The following is a 24848-nucleotide window of genomic DNA, read 5'->3' on the forward strand; positions in this document are numbered from 1 at the left end:
GTAAATGAATCGTAATATACTATTCCGCTACAACGTATTTGGCTGACGACGCGCTAACGCTCCCTTACCGCTAATAAAGCTCAGCAGGAGAGCGTTTTCGTACTGACCGCCGCAATACATTTTTGCGGATTATATGTATATGCACTTCTGGCGCACGAAAGGCACCTTACCGGGCATTATTGCCAACGTCAAGGCAGCCTCACCCCAGGAAATACGGGCCTTGTAGACGACCATGGCCCGATTTCGTTCAGTGCTAGGACAACATTTTTCGCAGAACTACTTCATTTACCTGATTAATTGTTCCGCTTTTGGCAGAATTTGTGCGCTGGATCGCGCGGTGAGATCGTAATTGTAAATATCTGTTCGATATTGTGTACGTCCATCAGCGCCAACAAAGGCAGTCAAATAATATAAATTAACCGGAATATTTTGCCGAATATTGACGTAGCGCGTATCCCCTTGTTTCAGCGCGTCGGAAATGCGTGAATCATTCCAGCCCGCATCCTGCAATAGCATATTCGCCAGTTCAGATGCTTTATTGACGCGAACGCAGCCCGAGCTCAACGCGCGAACATCTTTCTGGAACAGATTGTGGTTCGGCGTATCGTGGAGATAAATAGCATCCGAGCTTGGCATATTGAACTTATACCGCCCCAGCGAGTTGCGCGCGCCCGGCGCCTGCTGGAAACGGAACGGTAGATTCTTCTCGGTGATGGTAGACCAATCGACACCATACGGATCGATAGCTTCTTTGCTGTTCCAGCCGCGCATCAACGTATAACCATGCTGTTCCAGATAGCCTGGATTGTTGCGTACCTTCGGCAGGATATCTTTGCGCGCCAGCGTCGGCGGCACGTTCCACGGCGGGTTGACCACCACGTTGTTCAACGCGCTGCTCATCATCGGCGTTTTACGATCCGGACGACCGACAATGACCCGCGATGCCAGCACCTGACTGCCGTCCTGATAGTAGACCAGCGAGAACGCCGGAATATTGACCATGATACCGGTGGACAATTTACTCGGTAGCAAACGCAGACGCTGGATATTCAGCGCCAGCACCCCGGCACGCTGCGCCGAAGAGACGTTCAGCCAGTCACGGGTAGACTGGCCGATGACGCCGTCAGCGCCCAGCCCCTGCCAGGCCTGAAAGCGTTTAACGCCCTCGACCAGTTGGCGATCGTACACGCCACGCGCGGCAGGTTTTGTTTTCGATTTCGGTTTCGCCGATGGGCTTACCACATCGCCCGGGAGGGCGATTTTCGCCGAATCATCCAGCATGCCGGTACGCTGCAGGATTTCACGCAGCGCGCCAATATCGTTGCTCCACTCTCCCGGACGTAGCGAGGCGTTGCTGGTCAGCTGCGGCCACGGACGATTATCCGCCACCAGCGTCAGCAGCGCCTGATGCATTGCTTCATATTGTGAATGTTGCGGCGCCAGTCCGGCAATAAATTGCGCTAACGAACCGTTATCCAGCGCCAGCTGCCACTGGTTGATGACCGAGAGCGGCGGCGTCGTCATTTTGTAAGGTGTTGAGCCGTACAGCCAACGGTTCCCCTGCATCGGAATACCGCTAATAAAATGCAGATACCCCATCATGGCGTCGGAGAGCACGACATCGCGGGCCAGGCCGCTGACTGACGGATCAGTCAGTAGGCTCACCCAGGTGGTGAACTGCGGCTGGAAGCCAGCGATAGCGACCTCCGCCAGCTGCTGCTGGAAGGCCTGTACCGCTTCGCGGTTCTCCCACATGGGTTTCATGTCGCGGGCAGCGTACAGCGCTACCAGCGGATTGATATAAACCGGATGATAACCAGACGGCAGTAAGGCCTCGATTTCAGCACGGCTTTTCGCCACCGCATCCGCCGCCAGCGGCTTCTCGCCGGCCATTTGCGCGACCGCTGCGGACTGGCCGTCGCTTTGGGCTAATGCCGACGACAGATCGCCCACCGTCGCGGAACTATCTGTGGGTATAACTTCAGGCTCTGCGGCCTGGACATTGAACAGCGGAGCAAATGCAAAAGCCAGGCTCAGGCTGAGCACCGACAATTGTCGACCATACCGTTTCTTTAGCAACATCCCTTGCCCCCTGTTAACACATTGCTGCCCGCCTAATGGGGCTTATTCTCAGTATATAAAGGCGAAAACGCTTTTGCCTTACCAAATGTAAAGAAGTTTAAAGACTATACCTTGTTAGCGTACTGTACAGAAAAACAAAAAGGGCGACAAATTGTCACCCTTTTTCCTATTAATCGGCACCCTTTCAGGAGGCGTCAGCGGTTCCAGGCAGCGCTTCCGGCACCGGCGCGGCAAAACCGCGCAGGCCGACAACGTGTACGTGTTCGTGATTATTAAACACTTTACGCACCAGTTTATAAGTTGTGCCTTTTTCCGGGCTGATATTTTCAGGCGCCGCGATAATCAGCTGCATCTCCAGACGTTCGCACAGTTCGAACAGCGTGGCGATAGAGCGAGCATCAAGACGCGCTGCTTCATCGAGGAACAGCAGACGGCAAGGCGAGATATCCTTACCGCGCAGTCGACGGGATTCATCTTCCCAGCTCTGCACCACCATCACCAGAATCGACATCCCGGTACCGATCGCTTCACCGGTCGACAGCGCGCCGGACTCCGCGCGCAGCCAGCCGTCGGAACCACGGTTAACTTCCACTTCCATCTCCAGATAGTTGCGGTAGTCGAGCAGCTCCTCGCCGATGGTTTGCGGCGTACGTTGCCCCATATCAATCTGCGGATTCAGGCGCTGATAAAGTTTCGCTAGCGCTTCCGAGAAGGTCAGGCGATTACTGTTAAACAGATCCTGATGCTGCTCATGCTGTTCGGAGAGGACATCAAGCAGCGTCGAGTGGGTTTCACGCACGTTGACGTTCAGACGCACGCTGTTGACCTGACCAAACGATACGCTCTGCAGCCCCTGGTTGAGCATGCGAATACGGTTCTGCTCACGCTGAATGGTCTTGCGAATGATATTCGCCACGCTGCGTGAGCTGATCGCCAGCTTCTGCTCGCGGTTGGTCAGCTCTTCGGTCAGACGACTGAGCTCGATTTCCATCTGCTCGATCGCTTCTACCGGATCATCGGTGCGAATAATATCCTGGCGGATACGCTCGCGCAGATGCTGATAAACGGCAACGAAGAACTGAATTTTGCGCTCCGGACGTTTCGGATCTTCCGAAATACGCAGGACGTCGCGCAGGTGCTCGTTATCAGCGACCGCCAGACGCAGCGCGCCCAGCGCCTTATCCGACATCGAACGCAGTTCGTCGGCGGAGAGATAGGCCAGCTCGCGGCGGTGCAGACGACGTTCCACGCCGTTGTCTTTCACCAGACGCATCACCGCGCACCAGCCCGCTTTAGCGCTCACCACCTGCTCGCGCATTTCGCAGTAATCGCGCTCCAGCTTGCGCAGTTTGCGGGTCAGGTTGTCCATCTCCGCTTCGCAGAAGGTCAACGCTTTCTCCAGCTGATTACGGCGGGAGCGGTTGTTGCTCAGCTGCATATGCAGCTCATCACGACGCGCGCGCGCGCGCTCTTCCGCGCCGGCATCGGCACGCACGCCGATATCCTGCAGCTCTTTATACAGATCGTTGAGCAGCTCTTTCTTGGTGTCATACGAACTTTTCAGCGACGCCAGCACCTGGTTGTACTGGTTCAACTGCGCAACGTGGCTACGCATCGCTTCGCGAGCGCGGCTACGCTCGGATTCAGCTTGTTGCAGGCGCTGGCGCAGCTTCTCGTTAAGATCGCTGTTGCCGCTGAGCATCTCCGCCGAGTCAGAGTAGCTGAAGTGAGCGCGGCGCTGCACGACTTCCGCCAGCGCGAAAGCCTGCTGGCGCGCATCGCGCTGGATTTGCTGCGAATAGGCGTAGTCTTCTTTCAGCTGTTCGAACTGTTCCGGGTCGCTCTGCAGTACCGAGACAATCGGTTCCAGTTTCGCCAGCTGATTGCCATGCTGCTGGATAAAGCGCGCCGCTTCCTGCGCTTCATCCAGACGCTCCTGAATTTCATCTACGCGATCGGCCAGCGTCTCATCGGCCAGCAGATTCAGGCGCGGCAGCAGGCGGTTAAGCGCCGACACGCCCTCTTTCGCCTGCTCATACTGGACGCGGTTCTGCTGGTTATCACTTTCATGCGCATTCAGCGCGCGCTCCAGTTCGCCGCGGCGGCTATTGAGTTTGCGGATCTCTTCTTCCGGGTCGTCATCAAAGGCAACCGCCAAATGGCTACCGATGAAGCGGCTAAAGGCCTGATGCAGGCGCTGCGTTTTCTGCACGTCAAACGACAGCGTAGCAAAACGCTCGGAGAGGCTTTCACGCTCGGCGTGCAGCGTTTCGATGCGGTTTTCACGCGCGGCGCGGCCAAACAGCGGCAGCGTCGGAAAACGCGAATAGCGCCACTGGCGGTCGGCAATTTTCACGACCACCGCTTTTTCCAGCTCATCGACGCTGAAAACGCTGTCATCGAAGGACTGCGGATCGCCTTCGATCAGATACAGGTCTTCCGGGCAATCTTCCAGCCCTTCGAGCTGCTCCGCCACTTGCGACAGATCCGGAACCACGATCGCATGGCGCGATGGGCCATACAGCGCGGAGAAGTACGGGGCATCTTCGAGGCTAACGTCGTCGTAGATTTCCGACAACAGCACGCCGCCAAAGCGCTCCGCCAGCGCGTTCAGACGCGGGTCTTCAGAACCGCCCGGCTGGCTGAGACGCTCGATTTCTTCGTCGATGGCGCGCTTGCGGGCGCCGACTTCATCGCGCTCAACGATTGCTTCGCGCTCGCGCTCCAGCAGCTGCTGCAGGTACTCGGTAACGTCCTGGCTTGATTCAAACTGCTCGCCGCTCTGCTCGCACAGCTGGTTGAGGCTATTTTGCGCCGCCAGCCAAATCGGCGCCCGGCGCATCAGCGTCTGGGTACGCGACTGCAGCTGCTCCAGTTCCTGACGCAGAGCCATGCGCTGTTCCTGAGCGTTAGAAACGCTGTCGGCTAACGAAGCGATACGCGCTTCCAGCTCCTGATGCAGCGTTTCCAAATCGTCGATATCGTAGCGTTTGCCCTGGCGCTTACAGAACTCGGCCAGTTGGCGCTCGGCGTCCTGTTGTTCACGCAGGCGCTGCTCCAGCTCGTTGAGACGGCTACGCAACCCATGAGCCTGCTCAGCCAGATGACGCTGGTTGACGCCATCGCGTAGTAATTCACGCGCCACATCCCAGGCTTCATTACGCGCCAGCGGGCCGTTGATCGCCGCAACCAACTGATACGCTTGTTCAAACTGGCTGTGCGCGGTTTGCGCCACGCTCATTTTTTGTTCCAGCGACAGCATTTTTTCCGTCGCTTCCAGCTCTTTCGCCTGGAAAGTTTCCAGCCATTCGTCGGCGCTGTCGGCGGTTAAATCCGGCAGGTGACACAGCGCACGCGCGCGTTCCAGCGCCTGAAGCGCCTGATTGTACTGAATGGCGCGAGTCTGCTGCACGTCGAGCGCCTGCTGGTAATCGGCGAGCTGGCTTTTCAGCTCATCCACTTCCAGTTCGGCGGCCTCGGCGCGAGCTTCGTTCTCTTCCTGCTGGTCGGCGGCTTCCGCCACCACTTCATTTTGCTCTTCCAAACGAATCTGCAGTTCGTCGAGATCCGCCTCGTAGCGCTCGATTTTTTCCTGCTGACGCAGCGCGGTTTGTACCAGGTTCAGGTGATCGCTGGCGGCCTGATAATCAGCTTCCAGATCGCCTTCTGCGCCGTTGTGTTCCTGCAGCTCGCGCGCCATATCGACATGTTTGTACTGCTCTGCCGCCAGCTGCGAACGCGAGGTAAAGAGCTCGCGACGGTACTCCAGCGCTTTATCCAGATGGATTCGCCGCTCGTTGGCGTGGCGCATGTAGTCCGCCGCCACGTAGTTGGTGGCTTCGCTGATAAGGTGCTTAAACAGATCGCGATCGGACTGAGTTACGCGAATCGCTTCCAGGGTCATACGGTTTTCACGCAGCGCCGCTTCCATATCCTGGAACGCCTTACGCACGCCGCTGTTTTCCGGCAGCAGGTAATCGCGCAGCGAGCGGGTAATGGTGCTGGAGATCCCGCCGTACAGCGAGGCCTCAATCAGGCGGTAGTATTTGCTACGATCGGATGCAGAGCGCAGACGACGGGCCACCACGCCCAAATCAAACATCAGCGAGTGATATTCGGTGATCGAGTTGAACTGTTTGAACTGCACCCCTTCCATCGCGTCGAGCTTGTCTTTCAGCTCGTTGAGGCTCACGACGCGCGCCTGGCGCTCGTTGAGCGTTTCGGTCAACAGTTGGGTCGGCTGGATCGAGGTTGGCAATCCCTGGATGGCAAATGGCTTAATATCGACTTTACGATCGCGCCCGGCAACCTGCTGCAGACGTACGCCGACAACCACGCGCTGGTGGCGCGAGTTGATCACGTCGAGCACCGAGTAACAGACGCCGGCACGCAGTTTACCGTGCAGGCCTTTATCGCGCGAACCGCTGGTGGCGCCCGCTTCGGTGGTGTTACGGAAGTGCAGCAGGGTTAAATCGGGGATCAGCGCCGTGACGAAAGCCGCCATGGTTGTCGATTTACCGGCGCCGTTACCCCCGGAGAGCGTCGTTACCAGCTCATCAAGATCGAAGGTCCGGGCAAAAAAACCGTTCCAGTTAACCAGCGTCAGCGAGCGAAACTTACCGCGTTCAATCATTATTCTTCCTCCCCGCTATCCGGCTGATTCTCTTCATTCTCGTCATTGAGCTGCAGGTGATTCTCCAGCGCCATTGCTTCGCCGTCGCGGATCATGCGCAGCTGCGCTTCGCGCGGATCGTCGCCGACGCGCACGTCAGCGCCAAAGCGGAACACCGATTCGGTGATGCGGAATTTACTGCTGTCGTGGCCCATAAACCACACCATGCCGAGGCGACGCAGGCGGTTGAGGGACGCGCGCATTTTTTCCTGCAGCTTCTGGCGGTCGAGGTCGGAGCCGGTGGAACGGTTGTTCACCAGCTTCAGCAATTTGCTTTCGTCCGCCAGCGTCAGGAGTTCATCGTAGAGCTCCTGCTGGGTGAAGATGCCTTCATTAGCCAGACGTTCGGGGCTGAGGTAGAGGTAGCAAAGAATTTTGCCGACCATCATATCCAGCTCTGATAATACCGAGCGCGGAATCAACGTCGTAGAGCGCGGGCGCAGGTAGAAGAACCCCTCCGGCGCGCGGATCAGCTCAACGTTGTAGCGCGCATAAAACTCTTCCAGGTAATCCTGAAAATCCATCAAAAATGCGTGATTATCCAGCTCATCCAGGCCAATGTGACGACCTGCGCGCAGGGCGCTATCCAGCGCCGGAAATAACGGATTGGCCAACGCCTGCGCCAGCTTAGCTGGCATCACTTGTTCAATATTTGTCAATGACATGCGCCTGTACCTTGGCTCCGTAATCATTAATCGGCTGCCATTTTGCCGGCAGTCCGGTGAAATCTGCCTGGGCGACGCCCAGCTGTACCGCCTGGTCAACGACGATTCGCGCGACGTCAAAATGGCGCGCACGCGGATATTGCGCCAGGAACTCTCGCGCCACCAGGCCGAGATCCAGCGGCATACCTTTCTCTTTGTAGACCGCCAGCTGCGCTTCAATCAGCGCGGCCAGCTGCTCGCGAATTTCGTTGAACTCTTCGAATTCGAGGTCTGCCGGCAGCTCGCCGGTGACTTCTTCATCGCGCAACGCCATCTCTTCATCGCGCATATCCAGCAAGCGATCGGCGCTGGCGTAGGTCAGCGCCCACGGAGCATCGAAGTAGGTCTGCACCGACTGACGCAAACGCTGGGCGAAAACGCGGTTTTTATCCATATCGATGGCGGTACGGATAAATTTATGTACGTGACGATCGTAACCGATCCACAGGTCGATAGCCTGTTGGCCCCAGCTGACGATACGGTCGAGCTTGCTTTGCAGGTCGAACACCAGACGGTCGACAAAATGCAGATCGTCGCGCGCGATGGTAGCGTCCTGGATACGCAACAGGTTGGCCTGCAGCTTATCGCCCGCCGCATCCAGGGTATCCTGCAATTCGCGCAGGGTGCCGGAGGTTTCGGACAGCAGCAGTTCGCAGCTAGAAATCGCCGCGCGCCAGTCTTTGTTCAGCAGTTGGGCGATATCGTCTTTCACCTGCTGCTGCTGCTCATCCATGATGCGTTGAGTCAGATCGATACTATCGAAGATTTCCGCCACCGAATATTTCAGCGGCGCAAAAACGTTGCGATGCCAGTGGAATTCATCGCCACCCTCATCCGCGGAATCTGCAGCCCGCTTCAGTTCGCCGGCCACAATCGACAGCTGCATCGACAAACGCAGGGTGGAAAATTCACGCTGGCGAATGTAGTAATCGGTAATGCCGATACCTAACGGCGTCAGGCGATAGATAGCATTCCCTTCCGTTATTTCGCTGGTAAAGCGGTTCAGCAGACGCTGGCGCACCATATCGTTGATGGCGTTATTGGCGCGCTGGCTGATGGTTTCGCTGGTCTGCTCAAACGCATCACTAACGTGGCGGAACGCGTCCACCAGTTCTCCCTCGGTCATTTCCCCTTCCAGCCGCTCGCCGTTCAGCGTGGCGACAGCCAGCAGAAAAGAGAGTCTGTCGACCGGCAGCGAGATGGAAAAATCATTTTTCCTGGCCCAGGCAACCAGTTCGGGGACTGTCTGGGAAAATTCACTCATAGTTTATCCTTGCATCTGCGGCTGTGCGCCTGGATCTTTCTTAAGCGCAGTGACATGAATATAGCGGCCCAGGCTGATATACGGCTCCTGACGACAGTAGCGCGTTTCCAGCTCCAGCAGCACCGCAAAACTGTCATGCTGTTTACGTTTCTCACGCAGATAATCATGAAACACCCGCACGCCGGTTTTACCGGTTATCTGCCAACCGAGATCTTCCAGCCAGCCGTAAACCTGCTGCGGATCGCGCGGATAATCCGGCGACAGCGTGCGTTTTTTCTTTTTCGGCATGCCGATTTGTACGTAGTCGAAGTTTCCGGCGACCATATTGTGCATCAGCAGGCCGTTAGCATTGTAGAACATTAACGACAGCGCGCCGCCCGGGCGCAACACCGACCACAGCGTGCGCAACATTTCCTGCGGTTCCGCGACCCACTCAAGCACCGCATGAAACAGTATCAGATCGACGGGGCTTTCCAAATGCTGAGCAATATCCTGCGCCGCGCATTGTACAAAATGCATGTTGTCGATCACACCTTTATCGCGGGCGGCCTGCTGAGCGCGAGCCACCATTTCGGCGGAAAGATCGCATAGCGTGACGTGATGGCCTAATTCCGCGACGCGGATCGCCGTTTGCCCTTCGCCGCCGCCGGCATCAAGCACCCGCAACGGTCCTGGCCCCATCTGCTTAAGCAGCGGTTCCAGATCCTGCCAAAGGATCGCCTGACGCAGTTGGCCCTTGGTGGTGCCATAAATATTGCGCGAAAACTTTTCAGCGATGTCATCAAAATTGCGATCCTGCACGGACGACTCCACAAGCCAACACAAAACCGCTATTTTGTCATACCCACGGCGATAATGAAGCGATCTGTTATAAGATCCACGCAGAACTTTGCTTATATGGTTAAAAAAGGAACCATCCGGGATGCTTTTTACGCTGAAAAAGGTTTTTGGCGGTATGCTGTTGCCGCTTCCTCTGCTGTTATTGCTGATGGCGGTCGGCATCGCCCTGCTGTGGCGCAGCCGTTTTCAAAAAACCGGCAAGACGGTGGTCACCTTAAGCTGGCTGTTGCTGGCGCTATTAAGCCTGCAGCCGGTGGCTGATGGGTTATTAAAACCGATAGAAAAAAGCTACCCGACCTGGCGCGGCGGCAAATCCGTTGAGTATGTCGTGGTGCTGGGCGGCGGCTATACCTGGAACCCGCAGTGGGCACCGAGCTCCAACCTGATCAACAACAGTCTGCCGCGGCTGGCAGAAGGGATCCGCCTGTGGCGGGAAAACCCTGGCGCGAAAATGATTTTTACCGGCGCGGCGGCCAAAACCAATCCGGTCAGCACCGCCGAGGCGGGGGCGCGCGTCGCCGAGAGCCTCGGCGTACCGCGCAGCGCCATTATCGTCCTTGACCGACCAAAAGATACCGAACAAGAAGCGGCTGAAGTGAAAAAAACCATCGGCGGCGCGCCATTCCTGCTGGTGACCTCCGCCTCGCACCTGCCGCGAGCGATGATATTTTTCCGCCATGCAGGGCTAAATCCGTTACCGGCGCCAGCCAACCAGCTGGCGGTAGAGTCGGCGCTTAACCCCTGGGAGCGCGCGCTGCCGTCACCGTATTGGCTGATGCACAGCGAACGCGCGATTTACGAGACTCTGGGGCGGGGCTGGCAGTGGCTAAAGGGAGCGTCAGGCGATCCAGGGCAGGATTGATTTCGCGGCAAATGAGAAACGGGCGCGATCGAAGCGCCCGGTATTTACCAGGCTTTCGACTTCATCCCATAACTGATATAACCAGCGCCGCCAGACGAAAGACTCCGCGACCGGCGCCCGCTGCAAATAACGCCATAGCAGCTGCTCCCCTAACCCGCCGTCGGCGAGGCGGAACAATTCATACTCGCGCGGCGCCCACAGCATCATCCCCGGCCCGACCATCGCCAACAGCTGATCGGTGCGCGCGTCTTTGAGCATGCTACGTAGCGTAAAGCAGCCATGGACCAGCACGCAGTTGTCGTTGAAATCACTAAACAATTGCGGCAGGCTTTCACGACTGCGGAATAAAATGCGCTTATCCTGCATTGTCAGCCCGGTGTCATGATAGAGGTTAAGCGTGCTCCACAGCATTTCTACCCGCTGGCGATACCAGTGCGGCCAGACGTTTTCCTGGGTGCTATCGACCATTCCCACACAGCCGCCGCTGTCGTGGCGGTGCCATGCCAGTAATCCTTCGACAATCTGATCCTGCAGTTGCTCCCACCGCTCGGGCGTGCGCGCCGGCGCTTCTACTGAAACGCCGCGTAACCGTTCAATCAGCAATACGTCAGGCCCCGGATGCTCTTCATGTGTCATGACGCCGTACACCACCGGCATACGAACGGTGCCGCTACGGGCAAGCATTGAGATTTTCCACGCCAGCTGGCGCGCCACGCCCGGCGTAGTGAAGCTTTTCGCCAACAGCGGCATCGGGTTTCCCTGCGCATCATACAGCGACCACAGCGCTGACGAGGGTTTCTCGCTAACGCATTCCACGCGGCTTAGCTTCTCGCCAAGCAGGTGGCTCAGTTCGGCTCGCAACTGTTCCATCATAGATACCCTCATGAAGACTACTGTTTTCATAATGAGCGTCTGGGGGCGACTTGTCAGCGGATAAGATCAAAAATGGGCTAATTAGCGGCAGAAATATGTCCCCTCCAGGCGAAGGGGACGGCAAGAATTAACGCAGTTCGGCGCGGACGCGTTCCAGATCTTCCGGGGTATCCACGCCAGTGCCAGGAACCACTTCCGCCACCGCAACGTGAATTTTTTCGCCATACCACAATACGCGCAGCTGTTCGAGCATCTCAATTTGTTCGAGCGGGCTTGGCGCCCAGCTGACGTAGCGGCGAATAAAACCAGCGCGGTAGCCGTAAATACCAATATGGCGCAGCAGGGAATCGCCAATTTGCTCACGCGATTTTGCAAAGCGATCGCGATCCCACGGAATCGTCGCTCGTGAGAAATAGAGCGCGTAGCCGTCGGCATCCATGACCACTTTGACCGCATTCGGGTTAAACGCTTCTTCGGCATCGTGGATAGGCACCGCCAGCGTTGCCATCCCGCTGGTGCTGGCCGCGAGGTTTTCCGCCACCTGGCGCACGATCGCCGACGGGATCATCGGTTCATCACCCTGAATATTGACGATGATGGTGTCATCGCTGAAAGCGCATTTTTCAACGACTTCCGCCAGACGCTCGGTGCCGGATTGATGGTCAGCGCGGGTCATGCAAACCTCGCCGCCCGCGGCTTCAACCGCACGCGCGACATCTTCATGATCGGTGGCGACAATAATGCGATCCGCGCCGGATTCACGGGCGCGTTCCAGCACGTGGACGATCATCGGTTTACCGTTGATATCCTGCAGAGGTTTCCCCGGCAGGCGCGTGGAGGCAAATCGGGCAGGAATAATGACGACGAAACTCATGGCTGGCTCTCTTCTACCGCGAGTGAGCGCGCTTCGTTTTCAAGTAGTACCGGGATCCCTTCGCGCAGCGGGAAGGCCAGACTGTCGGCTTTGCAGATAAGCTCTTGCTTATCCTGACTGTAATACAGCTTACCGTTACAAACCGGGCAGGCGATAATTTCAAGTAAACGGTGATCCATGATTCCTCCTGATGGACCGAATAGATTTATCAGCAGCATATCACAGGATGGTAGCCGGCGTATCACGCGGCTTCAACGCCCCAACCTTGCCGCTGGTTAGCAAATAGCGTCGCGGGTAGCTGGCGCAGCACAACCTCTTCTGCACCTTGCCAGCGCGCAAAATCGTTAATTGCCCGCTGGAGTCCGCTTTCCAGCCCGGCGGTCACTTTCACGCCCTCTTCCAGCCACAGCGAAAAGATCTCAAGCATGCCGTCCTTTCGGTGCAACTTGCTGTCCATCCTGCCAACCAGTTTTCCCTGATGCAGCAACGGTAGCACAAAGTAGCCGTATTGCCGTTTCGGCGCAGGGGTATAACATTCCAGTCGATAGCTGAAGTTGAATAACTGCTCGGCCCGTTTACGGTCCCACACCACTGGGTCAAACGGCGAGAGCACGGCGCTGTGGCTGGCGGTTAACTTACCGCCGGGTGCCGATTCCAGCGCCGCTTGCAGATCGCGATGCAGCCACATTTCACCCAGTTCCTCAACCATAACCGGCACCACCAGCCCCTCATCCTGCCAGCCCTTCAGCAGCGCCGGTAATGCAGGCTGGCGTAGACGATAATAATCGGCCAGCCACTGTGGACGAAAAACGCCCAGGCTGCGCGCGCTGTTACGCAGCATAATAGACTCGGCCTCCTGGCGGGAGAGCGCGTCGCGCTCGTCATCCCAGTGCGGCATCGCCCGATGGGTTAAATCATAGACGCGATGAAAGTTACGCCGCTCAACGACCATCAGTTTGCCGGCGGTGAACAACCCTTCAAGATGACGTTTATGCGGTTTCCATTCCCACCAGCCGCTGGCTCCTTTACGCGGATGGGAAAAATCCGCTGAGCGAACCGGGCCATTTTGCGCAATATGCGCCAGCAACTCTTCTATGCTGGCGGCGTGTTCGTGCATCCACTCTTTATGGTATTTCCAACCCATCTTGTCAGGATTCAACATCCGGTGGCGCACGAGGGCGAAATCGCTACGCGGCAAAAAACAGGCCTCATGCGCCCAGTACTCCATCAGCTCGCCGCTACGCAGAGAATCATCCAACCAGTGCTGAGGATAACTGCCAAGACGACTAAACAGCACCAGATAAGGGCTACGGGCGACCACGTTGATCGTATCGATTTGCAGCAGCGACATCTGCTGAATAGTGGAAAGGATGTCAGTCTGGCGAGCGCGACGCCGGGGCTTTTTCAGTAGCCCTTGCGCCGCGAGATGAAGATGGCGAGCCTCTTTTAGCGACAATTGCAATACCGACATGCAGGTTCTCCGTAGGGGATTCAAGCACAGCGGCGAGCAAAACCAGCACCCAGGTTAACTTTGCGCCAGCGTCACTAAGTCCGCGAGCAACCGCTGTGCGCGTTCATCGGTCATTATGGCGTCAACCGGTAGATACCACCAGTTAGCGGCGGCAAATTCACGGCATTTAACCGCGTCTTTTTCGGTCATTAGCAGCGTCTGCTCCGAGCTTGCCAGTACAGCGACCGCGCTTTGACTAAGTGCCTGATGATCCGCCAGCGCCACGGTTTTCACCGGATGCACGCCGCAGCTTTCAAGCGTCGCGAAAAAGCGCGGCGGATGGCCAATGCCGGCCATCGCCACTACGTTGTCGAGGGTCGCAACATCGCGACGCTCGCCGGTAAGCAGGTTCACCGCCATGCCGGGACGCAACTGCATCGGGATTTCCCCCGGACGCGCGACGCCGCCGTTGACGATAACGGCATCGACGCTTTGCAAACGGGATGCGCGCTCGCGCATCGGACCGGCCGGCAACCACCAGCCATTACCAAAGCGGCGTACGCCGTCAATCACAACGATTTCTCTATCCCGCGCCAGCTTATAATGCTGAAGACCATCATCGGTGACGATAATTTGTAAATCGTGAGCGGCTAATAAGGCTTTTACCGCCTCGCTACGCAGTGGCGCAACCGCCACCGGCGCGCCGGTACGCTGATGAATTAACACCGGTTCATCGCCCGCCTGCGCTGTACTGGTGGCATTATCCAGCAGCAGCGGATAGCGGTCGGCTTTGCCGCCGTAGCCGCGAGATACCACGCCGACGCGTATGCCCCGCTGCTGCAGTTGTTCCACCAGCCAAACCACCACCGGCGTTTTACCGTTGCCGCCGGCGGTCAGATTACCGACCACGACCACCGGCACCGGCGCGCGCCAAGCTTTTTTCCACCCCAGTTTATAGCTGAGGCGGATGCAAGCGCTCACCAGGCCATACAGCCAGGAAAGCGGCAGCAATAACCGCCATAGCGGCGATTCGCCGGACCAGATGCGCGCTATCATTGACCGAATTGCATCTTGTGTAACTGCGCGTAAACGCCTTTATGTTCCAGCAGATCCAGATGGCTGCCGCGTTCAACGATGCGACCATCTTCTACCACCACGATTTCGTCAGCCTGTTCGATAGTCGACAGACGGTGGGCGATAACCAGCGAGGTGCGGTTTTTCTGCAGTTCATCCAGCGCCGCTTGAATTGCGCGTTCCGACTCGGTATCCAGCGCCGAGGTGGCTTCATCGAGGATCAGGATAGGGCTATTGCGCAGCAGCGCACGCGCAATAGCGATACGCTGACGTTGACCACCGGAGAGCATCACGCCATTCTCGCCGATAATCGTATCCAGTCCATTATCCATCTTGTTGATAAAGTCCATCGCATAGGCCATACGCGCCGCTTCTTCAATTTGCTCGCGGGTGTACTCTTCGGTACGCGCATAGGCGATGTTATTGGCGACGGTATCATTGAACAGATGCACGTTCTGCGAAACCAGCGCCACCTGATCGCGCAGGGAGCTCAGTTTGTACTCGCGTAAATCGTGGCCATCCAGCAGAATCTGCCCCTCGTCAACGTCGTAGAACCGGGTAATCAGGCTGGCGATGGTGGATTTACCTGAGCCTGAACGCCCTACCAGCGCAACGGTTTTCCCTTCCGGGATGCTCAGATTGATGTTACGCAGCGCGGCAACTTCGCGGCCAGGATAGCTAAAGGTGACGTTGTGGAACTCCAGGTTACCTTTGGCGCGCTCAATCACGCGAGTGCCTTCATCTTTCTCCTGCTCGGAATCCAGAATGGAGAAAAGCGTCTGACATGCGGCCATACCGCGCTGGAACTGCGCGTTGACGTTAGTCAGGGATTTCAGCGGGCGCATCAGCGCGATCATCGAAGAAAAGACCACGGTAATAGTACCGGCGGTCAGCGTTTCCATGACGCTTGGGAAGCTCGCCGCGTAGAGCACAAAGGCCAGCGCCAGAGAGGCAATCAGCTGAATGACCGGGTCGGAGATGGAGGACGCGGAGACCATTTTCATGCCCTGCAGGCGCATCTTATTACTGACCTTGTCAAAACGCTTGGTTTCAACCGCCTGACCGCCGAACATCAGCACTTCTTTATGCCCTTTGAGCATCTGTTCCGCGCTGGTGGTCACCTGCCCCATGGTGTTCTGCATATTCTTACTGATATTACGAAAACGCTTTGAAACCACCCGAATCGCCACAGAGACGATAGGCGCAAGCACGATAAGAATTAGCGACAATTGCCAGCTGTAATAGAACATCATGGCGAACAGGCCGATAATTGAGGCCCCTTCACGCACTACGGTTATCAACGCGCTGGAGGAAGATGAAGCGACCTGTTCGGAGTCGTAGGTGATACGCGACAGCAATGTCCCGGTGGACTGTTTGTCGAAGAAAGCGACAGGCATGCCCATCATATGACCGAACAGGCGGCGACGCATGGTCATCACCACTTTGCCGGAAACCCAGGAGATACAGTAGCTCGAGATATAGCTACTGATGCCACGCAGCACCATCAAACCGATCACCACCAGCGGCATCCATAACAGCACTGAGCGATCCGTTTTACCAAAACCATCATCCAATAACGGTTTAAGAAGCGATAACATGAAGGTATCACTTGCCGCGTTAAGCACCAACGCCACGGCCGCTACGATTAGCCCGGCTTTAAACGGCGCTATCATCGGCCAAAGTCGGCGGAAGGTCTGCCACGTGGAGAGATCTTTATCGTTCTGCATTCAATAAACCAGCTTATGTTGAAATAGCCGCATATTCTACCCGTTCTGCGCGTCCCCGCCAAACCACTGATGATACCAACGCGGTAAAAGTTGATCTCGTAAGCTATGGATTTGCCAACCTTCTGGAGAAAAAATAATCGTTATTTGCCCCGAGTGCGGCGTATCAAACCACCGATATCCCTGCTCACGATAGCGCTGCGCGACTTTTTGGGAAGGCATCTTCCATGCATTGTATCGCGCTGCCGAGGCGATAGCCGCCTCTCCTCCTACCCGCTGCAGCAATGTCACGCCGGATGAAGTATTGCTGCCATGGTGCGGAACCTGAATAAGTGTAGACATAAGATGCTGCCAGTAATGGCTTATCATCTGCTGTTCGGCCGGGATTTCGATATCGCCGGTAAGTAAAACGCTACGCTCGCCGTCATCGACCCTAACCACACAGGAACCATTGTTCCCTTTATGCTCACCCGCAGGCAATGGCCAAAGCGCCTGAAATCGGAGCCCTCGCCAGCGCCAGGTTTCCCCTCTGCGACAGGGTAGATGCCCGCGCGCTTTAAGCGGACTACGAATAACGAGATTGGGCCACGCCTGAATAATCGCATTCAGGCCACCGCGATGATCAAGATGTTCGTGGCTCAATATTATGCCTTCCGGATGAAGACCGCGCCAGCGTAGCCAGGGTACGATAAGCCGCTCGCCGCTATCGCCTCCCGGCCAGGCTGGGCCGGTATCGTACAAAATTGCCGCGCCCTGACGCTCGATGACCACCGCCAGCCCTTGTCCGACATCCAGCATCGTCACCCGCCACTCGCCCGGTGAGGCGGCGCGCCAGAAAGGCCAACTGAGTAGCGCCACGCCGCTAATACAGAGTAACGGCATCTGACGCCAGGCCTGAAAACGCCATACCAGAAGCGCCAGCCACGGCAGTAAACTGACCGCCAGCCAGCGTTCGTCAAGCGATACCCATCCCGCAGGCAAATGGCGTAAGAACCAGAATAAGATTGCCAGCAACCGATCGGCGAGTTGCCATAACGCCATTTCAAGCAATGCCGGACCGCTGAGATGCAGTAGCATGGCCGCTAAAATCAGCGGGACTATTAGAAATGTCACCAGCGGAACGGCAATCAGGTTCGCTATCAGTGATGTCAGACTAATACCATGGAACAGGGCTATCTGCAGCGGCGCCAATAATAGCATCAGGCCACACTGCAGGTGGCTCAGCGCCAGCAGGTGCCGCCACGGTGAATGACAGCGGTAAGGGCGAAGCGGCGCAAGCTGATACCAGAAAATCAACGCAGCAACCGCAAAGACCGATAACCACAGGCTTTCTGAAATTATCGCCAGTGGATCGGCCAGCAGTATTGCCGCAATACAACAGCAAAATATTTGCCAGGGCGACCAGCGCCTGGCCTGTAGCCGCAACAGACATCCTGCGGTTAAGGCCGCACAGGTACGTAGCGCCGGGGGTTGCATGCCGGTAAGCCAGGCGTAAAACAGCGCACAGCCTAACCCGACAAGCAGCGGTATCCGCCAGCCTATCCAGCGGCACGGAAGAAAGAACTGTATTCCGCGAACCAGCAACCAGCCAAGCGATGCCCCCAGCGCAATATGCAGACCGGAGATAGCCATTAAATGGGACGTTCCCGTCTCCTGCATTAATCTTTTTATCTCATCCGCAACTGCCAGGCGCTCCCCCATTCCCAGCCCCAGCATCACCGTTTTCCATGGATACTCAGCGAGTGCGCGGTTTAACGAGGCCAGATAGCGAGCCCGGGAGCTACAACGTGAATCAAGCGATGAGGCATTTAGAAAACGTCCGCTAAGCGGGCGATGCTGTGCAAGAGCGTAGCGCTGGCTATCGAAGCCGCCCTCATTTAACTGCCCATGTACCGGACGAGCGCGGATGGTCATCATCCAGCGCTGCCCAACGCAGCCTGCTTCAGGCAGTTCGCTGCCGTAGAGGGTAATCCCAACCGCAGGATGTAAACGCCGACCCTCAAGACGAATTATCTTACCTTGCCAGCTCGTCAGGCCATCACCGCCTACCAGCTCAATAATGGCCTGTCGGTTGTGACCGGGAATATGCTCAGTGGGCCACAGCGCTTGCCGGGCATGTAATATTCCCCATACGAAAAATAGCAACGTCAATGCGGCATACGTTGTGCAAGGTTTGCGCAGCGTGGCAATGATTAGCGCAGCGCCAATCAAGCACCAGACGCTTAGCATATTCGGTAGCGCCGGTAGCCAAAGCAGCGGCGAAATTCCGATTATGGCGCAGCCTGCCAGATGTGGTAATCGCATAACACCTCCCTGTTATCGGGGAGTGTCAGACAATTCGCCGCCGTGATCATGCATAAAAGAATGGAGTTGCGTCGCGCTATCCGGGAAATGTTGGCGCTTGCTATCGGGTAACAAAAGTTTTGCGAGCGGACGCGAAAAACAGACATAAAAAAAGCACCCTCAGGTGCTTTTTTATTAAGTAAGTCTTTGCCTGATGCGGAAAAACTTACTCTTCGTAAATATTGGCGCGGTCGCGTAGTTCTTTCCCGGGCTTAAAGTGAGGAACGTATTTACCTTCCAGTTCCACTTTATCGCCAGTCTTCGGGTTACGCCCGGTGCGAGGTGCTCGATAGTGCAGAGAGAAGCTGCCGAAACCGCGGATTTCAATGCGCTCACCTTGAGCAAGCGTTGAGGCCATATGCTCCAGCATTTCTTTAACAGCATCTTCCACCGCTTTCGCCGGGATATGAGATTGCTGGCTGGCAAGTCTTTCTATCAATTCTGACTTGGTCATTTTTCCTCCGGTTTCCTTCAAGGCAAAGTTAGCTTACAGCTTAAACAAGGGCGGCCGTAGCCGCCCTTTGTGCTTGATTACAGGACGAATCCTGCAATCTGTCAAGTAAACTCGTCATTATTCAGACCGTTGTGGCCTGAATAACTAAGATTACTCGCCTTTAGCTGCTTTGAAAGCTTCAGCCATTGCGTTGTTAGAGAAGTTTGCATCTTCCTGTTTGTTAACAGTTGCGATTGCATCTTTCTCGTCAGCTTCGTCTTTCGCACGAACAGACAGGCTGATTGCGCGGTTTTTACGATCAACGCCGGTGAATTTAGCTTCAACTTCGTCGCCAACGCTCAGAACCAGAGTTGCATCTTCAACGCGGTCACGGGATGCTTCAGAAGCACGCAGGTAACCTTCAACGCCGTCAGCCAGTTCTACGGTTGCGCCTTTAGCGTCAACTGCAGTTACTTTACCGGTTACGATAGCGCCTTTCTTGTTCAGAGCAACGTAGTTGTTGAACGGATCTTCCGCCAGCTGTTTAACGCCCAGGGAGATACGCTCACGTTCTGCGTCAACCTGCAGTACAACTGCAGCGATTTCGTCGCCTTTTTTGTATTCACGAACTGCTTCTTCGCCTGCAACGTTCCAGGAGATGTCAGACAGGTGAACCAGGCCGTCGATGCCGCCGTCCAGGCCGATGAAGATACCGAAGTCAGTGATAGACTTGATTTTACCTTCAACACGGTCGCCCTTGTTGTGGGTTTCCGCGAACTGCTGCCATGGGTTAGATTTGCACTGCTTCAGACCCAGGGAGATACGACGACGTTCTTCGTCGATATCCAGAACCATAACTTCCACTACATCGCCAACGTTAACAACTTTGGACGGGTGGATGTTTTTGTTGGTCCAATCCATTTCGGAAACGTGAACCAGGCCTTCAACGCCTTCTTCGATTTCAACGAAGCAGCCGTAGTCGGTCAGGTTGGTCACGCGACCGGTCAGTTTGGTACCTTCCGGATAACGCTTAGCGATAGCTACCCACGGATCTTCGCCCAGCTGTTTCAGGCCCAGAGATACACGGGTACGCTCGCGGTCGAACTTCAGCACTTTAACAGTGATTTCGTCGCCAACGTTTACGATTTCGCTCGGATGCTTAACGCGTTTCCAGGCCATATCGGTGATGTGCAGCAGGCCGTCAACGCCGCCCAGATCAACGAATGCACCGTAGTCAGTGAGGTTCTTAACGATACCTTTGACTTCCATGCCTTCCTGCAGGTTTTCCAGCAGCTGATCGCGCTCTGCGCTGTTTTCGGATTCGATAACGGCACGACGAGAAACAACGACGTTGTTACGTTTCTGGTCCAGCTTGATGACTTTGAATTCAAGCTCTTTGCCTTCCAGGTGCAGCGTGTCGCGCACCGGACGAACGTCTACCAGGGAGCCCGGCAGGAACGCACGAATACCATTCAGCTCAACAGTGAAGCCACCTTTAACTTTGCCGTTGATAACACCGACTACAGTTTCAGCGTCTTCGTAAGCTTTTTCCAGCGTGATCCAAGCTTCGTGACGTTTAGCTTTCTCACGGGACAGCAGGGTTTCACCGAAGCCGTCTTCTACTGCATCCAGAGCAACGTCAACTTCGTCACCAACCTGGATTTCCAGCTCGCCCTGGGCGTTTTTGAACTGCTCAGCCGGGATGGCGGACTCAGATTTCAGACCAGCGTCAACCAGTACGATATCTTTGTCGATAGCAACAACAACACCACGAACGATGGAACCCGGGCGGGTTTCGATTTCTTTTAAGGATTCTTCAAATAGTTGAGCAAAAGATTCAGTCATGTTTAATCTTCAGGTTTCATATTTAACGTCCACCTGGCTCCGTGCCGGATGGGGTTGTTTAACATACCCGCTAACACTCCGTTGCTGCGGGGGTACTGCTATAATTCGGAGGCTCGCAACGCTTTGCCGCTTAACGGTTAAGCGATAGCCAGTTTTTCGCGCGCATATTGTAGCGCTTTTTCAATTACTTGCTCAATGCTTAGTTCAGTTGAATCGAGAACTAATGCATCAGCGGCCGGGACAAGCGGCGCCACGGCACGATTACGATCGCGATCGTCACGCTCTTTTATCTCGGACAAAAGACGTTCAAAGTTAACACTAAAACCCTTTTCCTGCAACTGTAGCAGGCGGCGCTGCGCGCGTTCTTCCGCCGACGCATCGAGGAAAATTTTAACCGGCGCATCAGGGAAAACGACGGTGCCCATATCGCGGCCGTCGGCAATCAGGCCGGGCTGCTCGCGAAAGGCGCGTTGACGGCGCAGCAGCGCTTCGCGAACGCGCGGGAAGGCAGCGACTTTCGAGGCGGTATTGGCCACTTCCTGGGTGCGGATCTCCGCACTCACATCCTCACCTTCCAGCACCACTTCCAGGTTGCCGTCAGCAGAAATAAAACGTACATCGAGATGAGCGGCCAGCGGAACCAGCGCCTCTTCTGACTCGACGTCAACATGATGATGTAAGGCCGCCAGCGCCAAAACGCGATAGATAGCGCCGGAATCCAACAGATGCCAGCCAAGCGCTTCCGCCATTGCCTTGCACAACGTGCCCTTACCCGCACCGCCAGGTCCATCAATGGTGATTACCGGAACATTTGCCGTCATCTTTATTCTCCTTTAGCAAGGCGCATGAATATAAACGCCGCGCATTATACGCATCAATGCGCCAGAAAGTGAGCATTGTGTGCAAATTACGGAATAGTAGAAATTAAATGTAGAAGAATTGCGCAATTATAGCGGGCTGGCGGAATACCAGCCCGGAAGATGACAAAGCTTTACCTTATCGGACGAGACAGAATTTACGCCAGGGTACTAATTCGCGCTAACTGCTCGAAATAGTCCGGGAACGTTTTCGCCGTACATTTCGGGTCAAGGATAGTGACCGGCGTTGCCGACAGCGCCACCAGCGAGAAGCACATCGCCATGCGGTGATCGTTGTAGGTACCGATTTCAGCAAATTTCAGCGTATCAGGCGGCGTGATGCGAATATAGTCTTCGCCCTCTTCCACTTCGGCGCCGACTTTACGCAGTTCAGTTGCCATCGCAAACAGACGATCGGTCTCTTTCACCCGCCAGTTGTAAATATTGCGCAGCACCGTGGTACCTTTCGCAAACAACGCCGCGGTAGCGATGGTCATGGCGGCATCCGGAATATGGTTCATATCCATATCAACGGCATTCAACTCACCGCGTGTACAGGCGATAAAATCGTCGCCCCAGACAACCGTCGCGCCCATTTTTTCCAGCACGTCGGCGAATCGAATATCGCCCTGTACGCTATTGCGGCCAATACCGGTCACTTTCACCGTACCGCCCTTAATAGCGCCGGCAGCGAGGAAGTAAGAAGCTGAGGAGGCATCCCCTTCCACCAGATAATCGCCCGGCGACTGATATTGTTGCCCACCGCGTACGACAAAGCGCTGATAGTTGTGGTTTTCAACGTTAACGCCGAAGGTTTTCATCAGGTGCAGCGTGATGTCGATATAAGGTTTAGATACCAGCTCGCCTTTAATCGCGATCGTCGTGTCCTGCGGCGCCAGCGGCGCAGTCATCAGTAAAGCGGTAAGGAACTGGCTGGAGACGCTGCCATCAACTTCCACCTGGCCGCCGTTGAAACCACCGCGCAGGCGCAGGGGCGGATAGTTTTCCTGCTCCAGATACTCAATTTGCGCGCCCCCCTGGCGTAACGCATCGACCAGGTGGCCTATCGGTCGCTCTTTCATTCGCGGTTCGCCGGTCAGCACAATATCGTTGTGGCCGAGGCACAACGCCGCCGCCAGCGGACGCATCGCCGTACCAGCATTACCGAGAAACAACTCCAGCGCGCTGCTGGCCTGAAGCGGACCGCCGTTGCCGGTGACTTCACAACGAGTGCGATCGGCGGACAAGGTGTAGTGAACTCCCAGGGCGTTAAGCGCATTGAGCATATGGCGAACATCATCGCTGTCCAGCAAGTTGGTCAGCACGGTGGTGCCGTGGGCTAATGCCGCCAGCAGCAAAGCGCGGTTAGAGACACTTTTTGACCCGGGTAGGTTTACGGTGCCATCAACGCGCGCAATGGGTTGTAACGTCAGGGATTCCATGAAACTCGACTCTCAAAAAAACAGAATAAAAACCCCGCAGACCGGCCGCGGGGATGAAAATAAAGCGCTCAGCAATTAGCCGCGACGACGTTCGAAGTCCTGCATAAAGTCGGTGAGCGCCTTGACGCCGGCCAGCGGCATCGCATTGTAGATAGAAGCACGCATACCGCCCACCACGCGGTGGCCTTTCAGCGCATGCAAACCGGCCGCAAAAGACTCTTCAAGGAACAGTTTGTCCAGCGCGCTATCCGCCAGCTGGAACGGCACGTTCATCCGCGAGCGGTTGGCAGCGGCAACATCGTTACGATAAAAATCACTGTTATCAATCACGCCATACAGCAGGTCCGCTTTTTGGCGGTTGATTTTATCCATCGCGGCCACGCCGCCCTGCTCTTTCAGCCATTTGAATACCAGCCCCGCCAGATACCAGGCGAAGGTCGGAGGCGTGTTAAACATTGAGTCATTGGCATTCAGCACGGTGTAATCAAGAATTGATGGGCAGGCGACGCTGGCTTTACCCAGCAGGTCTTCACGCACGATAACCAGCGTCAACCCTGCCGGGCCGATATTCTTCTGCGCGCCAGCGTAAATCACGCCATAACGGCTGACGTCGATTTCATGGGACAAAATACTGGAGGAGTAATCCGCGGTGACGACGACATCTTTGTCAAAATTCGGCGTTTCGTGAATAGCGATACCATCGATGGTTTCATTTGGGCAGAAGTGCAAATAGGCCGCGCCCGGCGTCAACTGCCATTCGCTCATCGGTTTAACGGCTCGCAGGCCGTCAACGGTAGTTTTCGCATCGATAACGTTCGGCGTGCAGTATTTTTGCGCTTCTTTCACCGCACTTGCCGCCCAGTAACCGGCGTCCACATAATCTGCTGTCGTTTTATCACCCAGCAGATTTAACGGGATCCCGGCAAACTGTCCGCGACCGCCACCATGACAGAACAACACTTTATAGTTGGAAGGGATATTAAGCAGATCGCGGAAATCCTGTTCTGCCGTTTCAGCCACCTGGATAAACTCCTTACCACGGTGGCTGATTTCCATTACCGACGTCCCCAGACCGTGCCAGTCGCACAGTTCCTGTTGCGCCAGTTTGAGAACTTCTGCCGGCAGCATTGCCGGGCCCGAACTAAAGTTATAGACCTGAGCCATTTCCCCTCACCACGTTGCTATATTGTCTGCACGCGAACCGTCGCGGGCATAAGTTATTCCTGTGGCTATCGGTTTTATCATTCAGTGACACACACCGCAACGAGTAAAACTAAGCGGCCCACAAACGAGGCCACCGTCACACAAAAGAATCAACCAGCTTGACGTCATTAAACCGACATAATCGCTGCGAGCAGATCGCTTTTTCCTCCCTCTTCCGCCGTCCATTCCGGATTTGGACTGACGGCATAAATAATTATCATCTACGTTCACAGGAAACGATCTCGCCGTAGCTCCCCCCGTCAACTCATTTAATACTTGAATATTATCTTAATTCTTCATGAATTA

At 55.8% G+C, this 24848-nt stretch carries 17 protein-coding genes and 1 pseudogene; 1 reads left to right on the plus strand and 17 read right to left on the minus strand.

Going from position 1 to position 24848, the window contains the following annotated elements:
- Positions 1 to 285 precede the first annotated feature (285 nt).
- The 5 genes and pseudogenes from ldtD to cmoM form a co-directional block, all read right to left on the minus strand.
- The gene (gene ldtD, locus AC22LX_RS20650) at positions 286 to 2082 is read right to left on the minus strand and encodes a L,D-transpeptidase (protein WP_063447559.1); all 1797 of its coding nucleotides are present in this window, start codon (positions 2080 to 2082) and stop codon (positions 286 to 288) included.
- Between the two features lie 184 nt (positions 2083 to 2266).
- Positions 2267 to 6715 (minus strand): chromosome partition protein MukB, encoded by a 4449-nt coding sequence (gene mukB, locus AC22LX_RS20655; protein ID WP_047045610.1) that lies wholly within the window; start codon positions 6713 to 6715, stop codon positions 2267 to 2269.
- Positions 6715 to 7419 (minus strand): chromosome partition protein MukE, encoded by a 705-nt coding sequence (mukE, locus tag AC22LX_RS20660; RefSeq protein WP_015367459.1) that lies wholly within the window; start codon positions 7417 to 7419, stop codon positions 6715 to 6717. The genes mukB and mukE overlap by 1 nt, the downstream gene beginning before the upstream one ends.
- Positions 7400 to 8722, minus strand: a complete 1323-nt coding sequence (gene mukF / locus AC22LX_RS20665; RefSeq protein ID WP_015367460.1) for a chromosome partition protein MukF — start codon at positions 8720 to 8722, stop codon at positions 7400 to 7402. The genes mukE and mukF overlap by 20 nt, the downstream gene beginning before the upstream one ends.
- Positions 8719 to 9523, minus strand: a pseudogene (gene cmoM, locus AC22LX_RS20670) (tRNA uridine 5-oxyacetic acid(34) methyltransferase CmoM). The gene mukF and the pseudogene cmoM overlap by 4 nt, the downstream one beginning before the upstream one ends.
- 121 nt (positions 9524 to 9644) lie before the next feature.
- Between cmoM and elyC the strand changes: the two are divergent.
- Entirely contained in the window at positions 9645 to 10424 is a 780-nt protein-coding gene (elyC, locus tag AC22LX_RS20675; RefSeq protein WP_047077864.1) for an envelope biogenesis factor ElyC, read from the plus strand.
- Here the strand turns inward: elyC and AC22LX_RS20680 are convergent.
- The 12 genes from AC22LX_RS20680 to serC form a co-directional block, all read right to left on the minus strand.
- Positions 10401 to 11294 (minus strand): YcbJ family phosphotransferase, encoded by an 894-nt coding sequence (locus AC22LX_RS20680; RefSeq protein ID WP_045395760.1) that lies wholly within the window; start codon positions 11292 to 11294, stop codon positions 10401 to 10403. The two genes, elyC and AC22LX_RS20680, sit on opposite strands and share 24 nt — an antisense overlap.
- A gap of 130 nt (positions 11295 to 11424) precedes the next feature.
- A complete protein-coding gene (gene kdsB / locus AC22LX_RS20685) occupies positions 11425 to 12171 on the minus strand; it encodes a 3-deoxy-manno-octulosonate cytidylyltransferase (protein ID WP_045395726.1) in 747 nt (248 codons plus the stop codon).
- Positions 12168 to 12350 (minus strand): protein YcaR, encoded by a 183-nt coding sequence (gene ycaR / locus AC22LX_RS20690; RefSeq protein ID WP_042892909.1) that lies wholly within the window; start codon positions 12348 to 12350, stop codon positions 12168 to 12170. The genes kdsB and ycaR overlap by 4 nt, the downstream gene beginning before the upstream one ends.
- A 62-nt stretch (positions 12351 to 12412) precedes the next feature.
- Positions 12413 to 13642: a winged helix-turn-helix domain-containing protein gene (locus AC22LX_RS20695; protein WP_045395729.1), complete on the minus strand. Its 1230-nt coding sequence runs from the start codon at positions 13640 to 13642 to the stop codon at positions 12413 to 12415.
- Positions 13643 to 13696: 54 nt separating this feature from the next.
- Entirely contained in the window at positions 13697 to 14677 is a 981-nt protein-coding gene (gene lpxK / locus AC22LX_RS20700) for a tetraacyldisaccharide 4'-kinase (RefSeq protein WP_063447561.1), read from the minus strand.
- Positions 14674 to 16422, minus strand: coding sequence for a lipid A ABC transporter ATP-binding protein/permease MsbA (gene msbA / locus AC22LX_RS20705; protein WP_032707692.1), 1749 nt, complete (start codon positions 16420 to 16422; stop codon positions 14674 to 14676). The genes lpxK and msbA overlap by 4 nt, the downstream gene beginning before the upstream one ends.
- Positions 16423 to 16458: 36 nt before the next feature.
- Complete coding sequence (locus AC22LX_RS20710; protein ID WP_049060240.1) at positions 16459 to 18723, minus strand: ComEC family protein; 2265 nt, start codon at positions 18721 to 18723, stop codon at positions 16459 to 16461.
- A 205-nt stretch (positions 18724 to 18928) separates the two neighbouring features.
- The gene (gene ihfB / locus AC22LX_RS20715) at positions 18929 to 19216 is read right to left on the minus strand and encodes an integration host factor subunit beta (RefSeq protein WP_004100704.1); all 288 of its coding nucleotides are present in this window, start codon (positions 19214 to 19216) and stop codon (positions 18929 to 18931) included.
- 150 nt (positions 19217 to 19366) lie between these two features.
- A complete protein-coding gene (rpsA, locus tag AC22LX_RS20720; RefSeq protein WP_015367470.1) occupies positions 19367 to 21040 on the minus strand; it encodes a 30S ribosomal protein S1 in 1674 nt (557 codons plus the stop codon).
- A 137-nt stretch (positions 21041 to 21177) separates the two neighbouring features.
- A complete protein-coding gene (gene cmk, locus AC22LX_RS20725; protein ID WP_045395738.1) occupies positions 21178 to 21861 on the minus strand; it encodes a (d)CMP kinase in 684 nt (227 codons plus the stop codon).
- A 194-nt stretch (positions 21862 to 22055) separates the two neighbouring features.
- On the minus strand, positions 22056 to 23339 hold the full coding sequence (gene aroA / locus AC22LX_RS20730) for a 3-phosphoshikimate 1-carboxyvinyltransferase (RefSeq protein ID WP_045395741.1): 1284 nt from the start codon (positions 23337 to 23339) through the stop codon (positions 22056 to 22058).
- Between the two features lie 75 nt (positions 23340 to 23414).
- Positions 23415 to 24503, minus strand: coding sequence for a 3-phosphoserine/phosphohydroxythreonine transaminase (serC, locus tag AC22LX_RS20735; RefSeq protein WP_045395743.1), 1089 nt, complete (start codon positions 24501 to 24503; stop codon positions 23415 to 23417).
- Positions 24504 to 24848 lie beyond the last annotated feature (345 nt).

The organism is Klebsiella sp. PK01 (assembly GCF_057624675.1).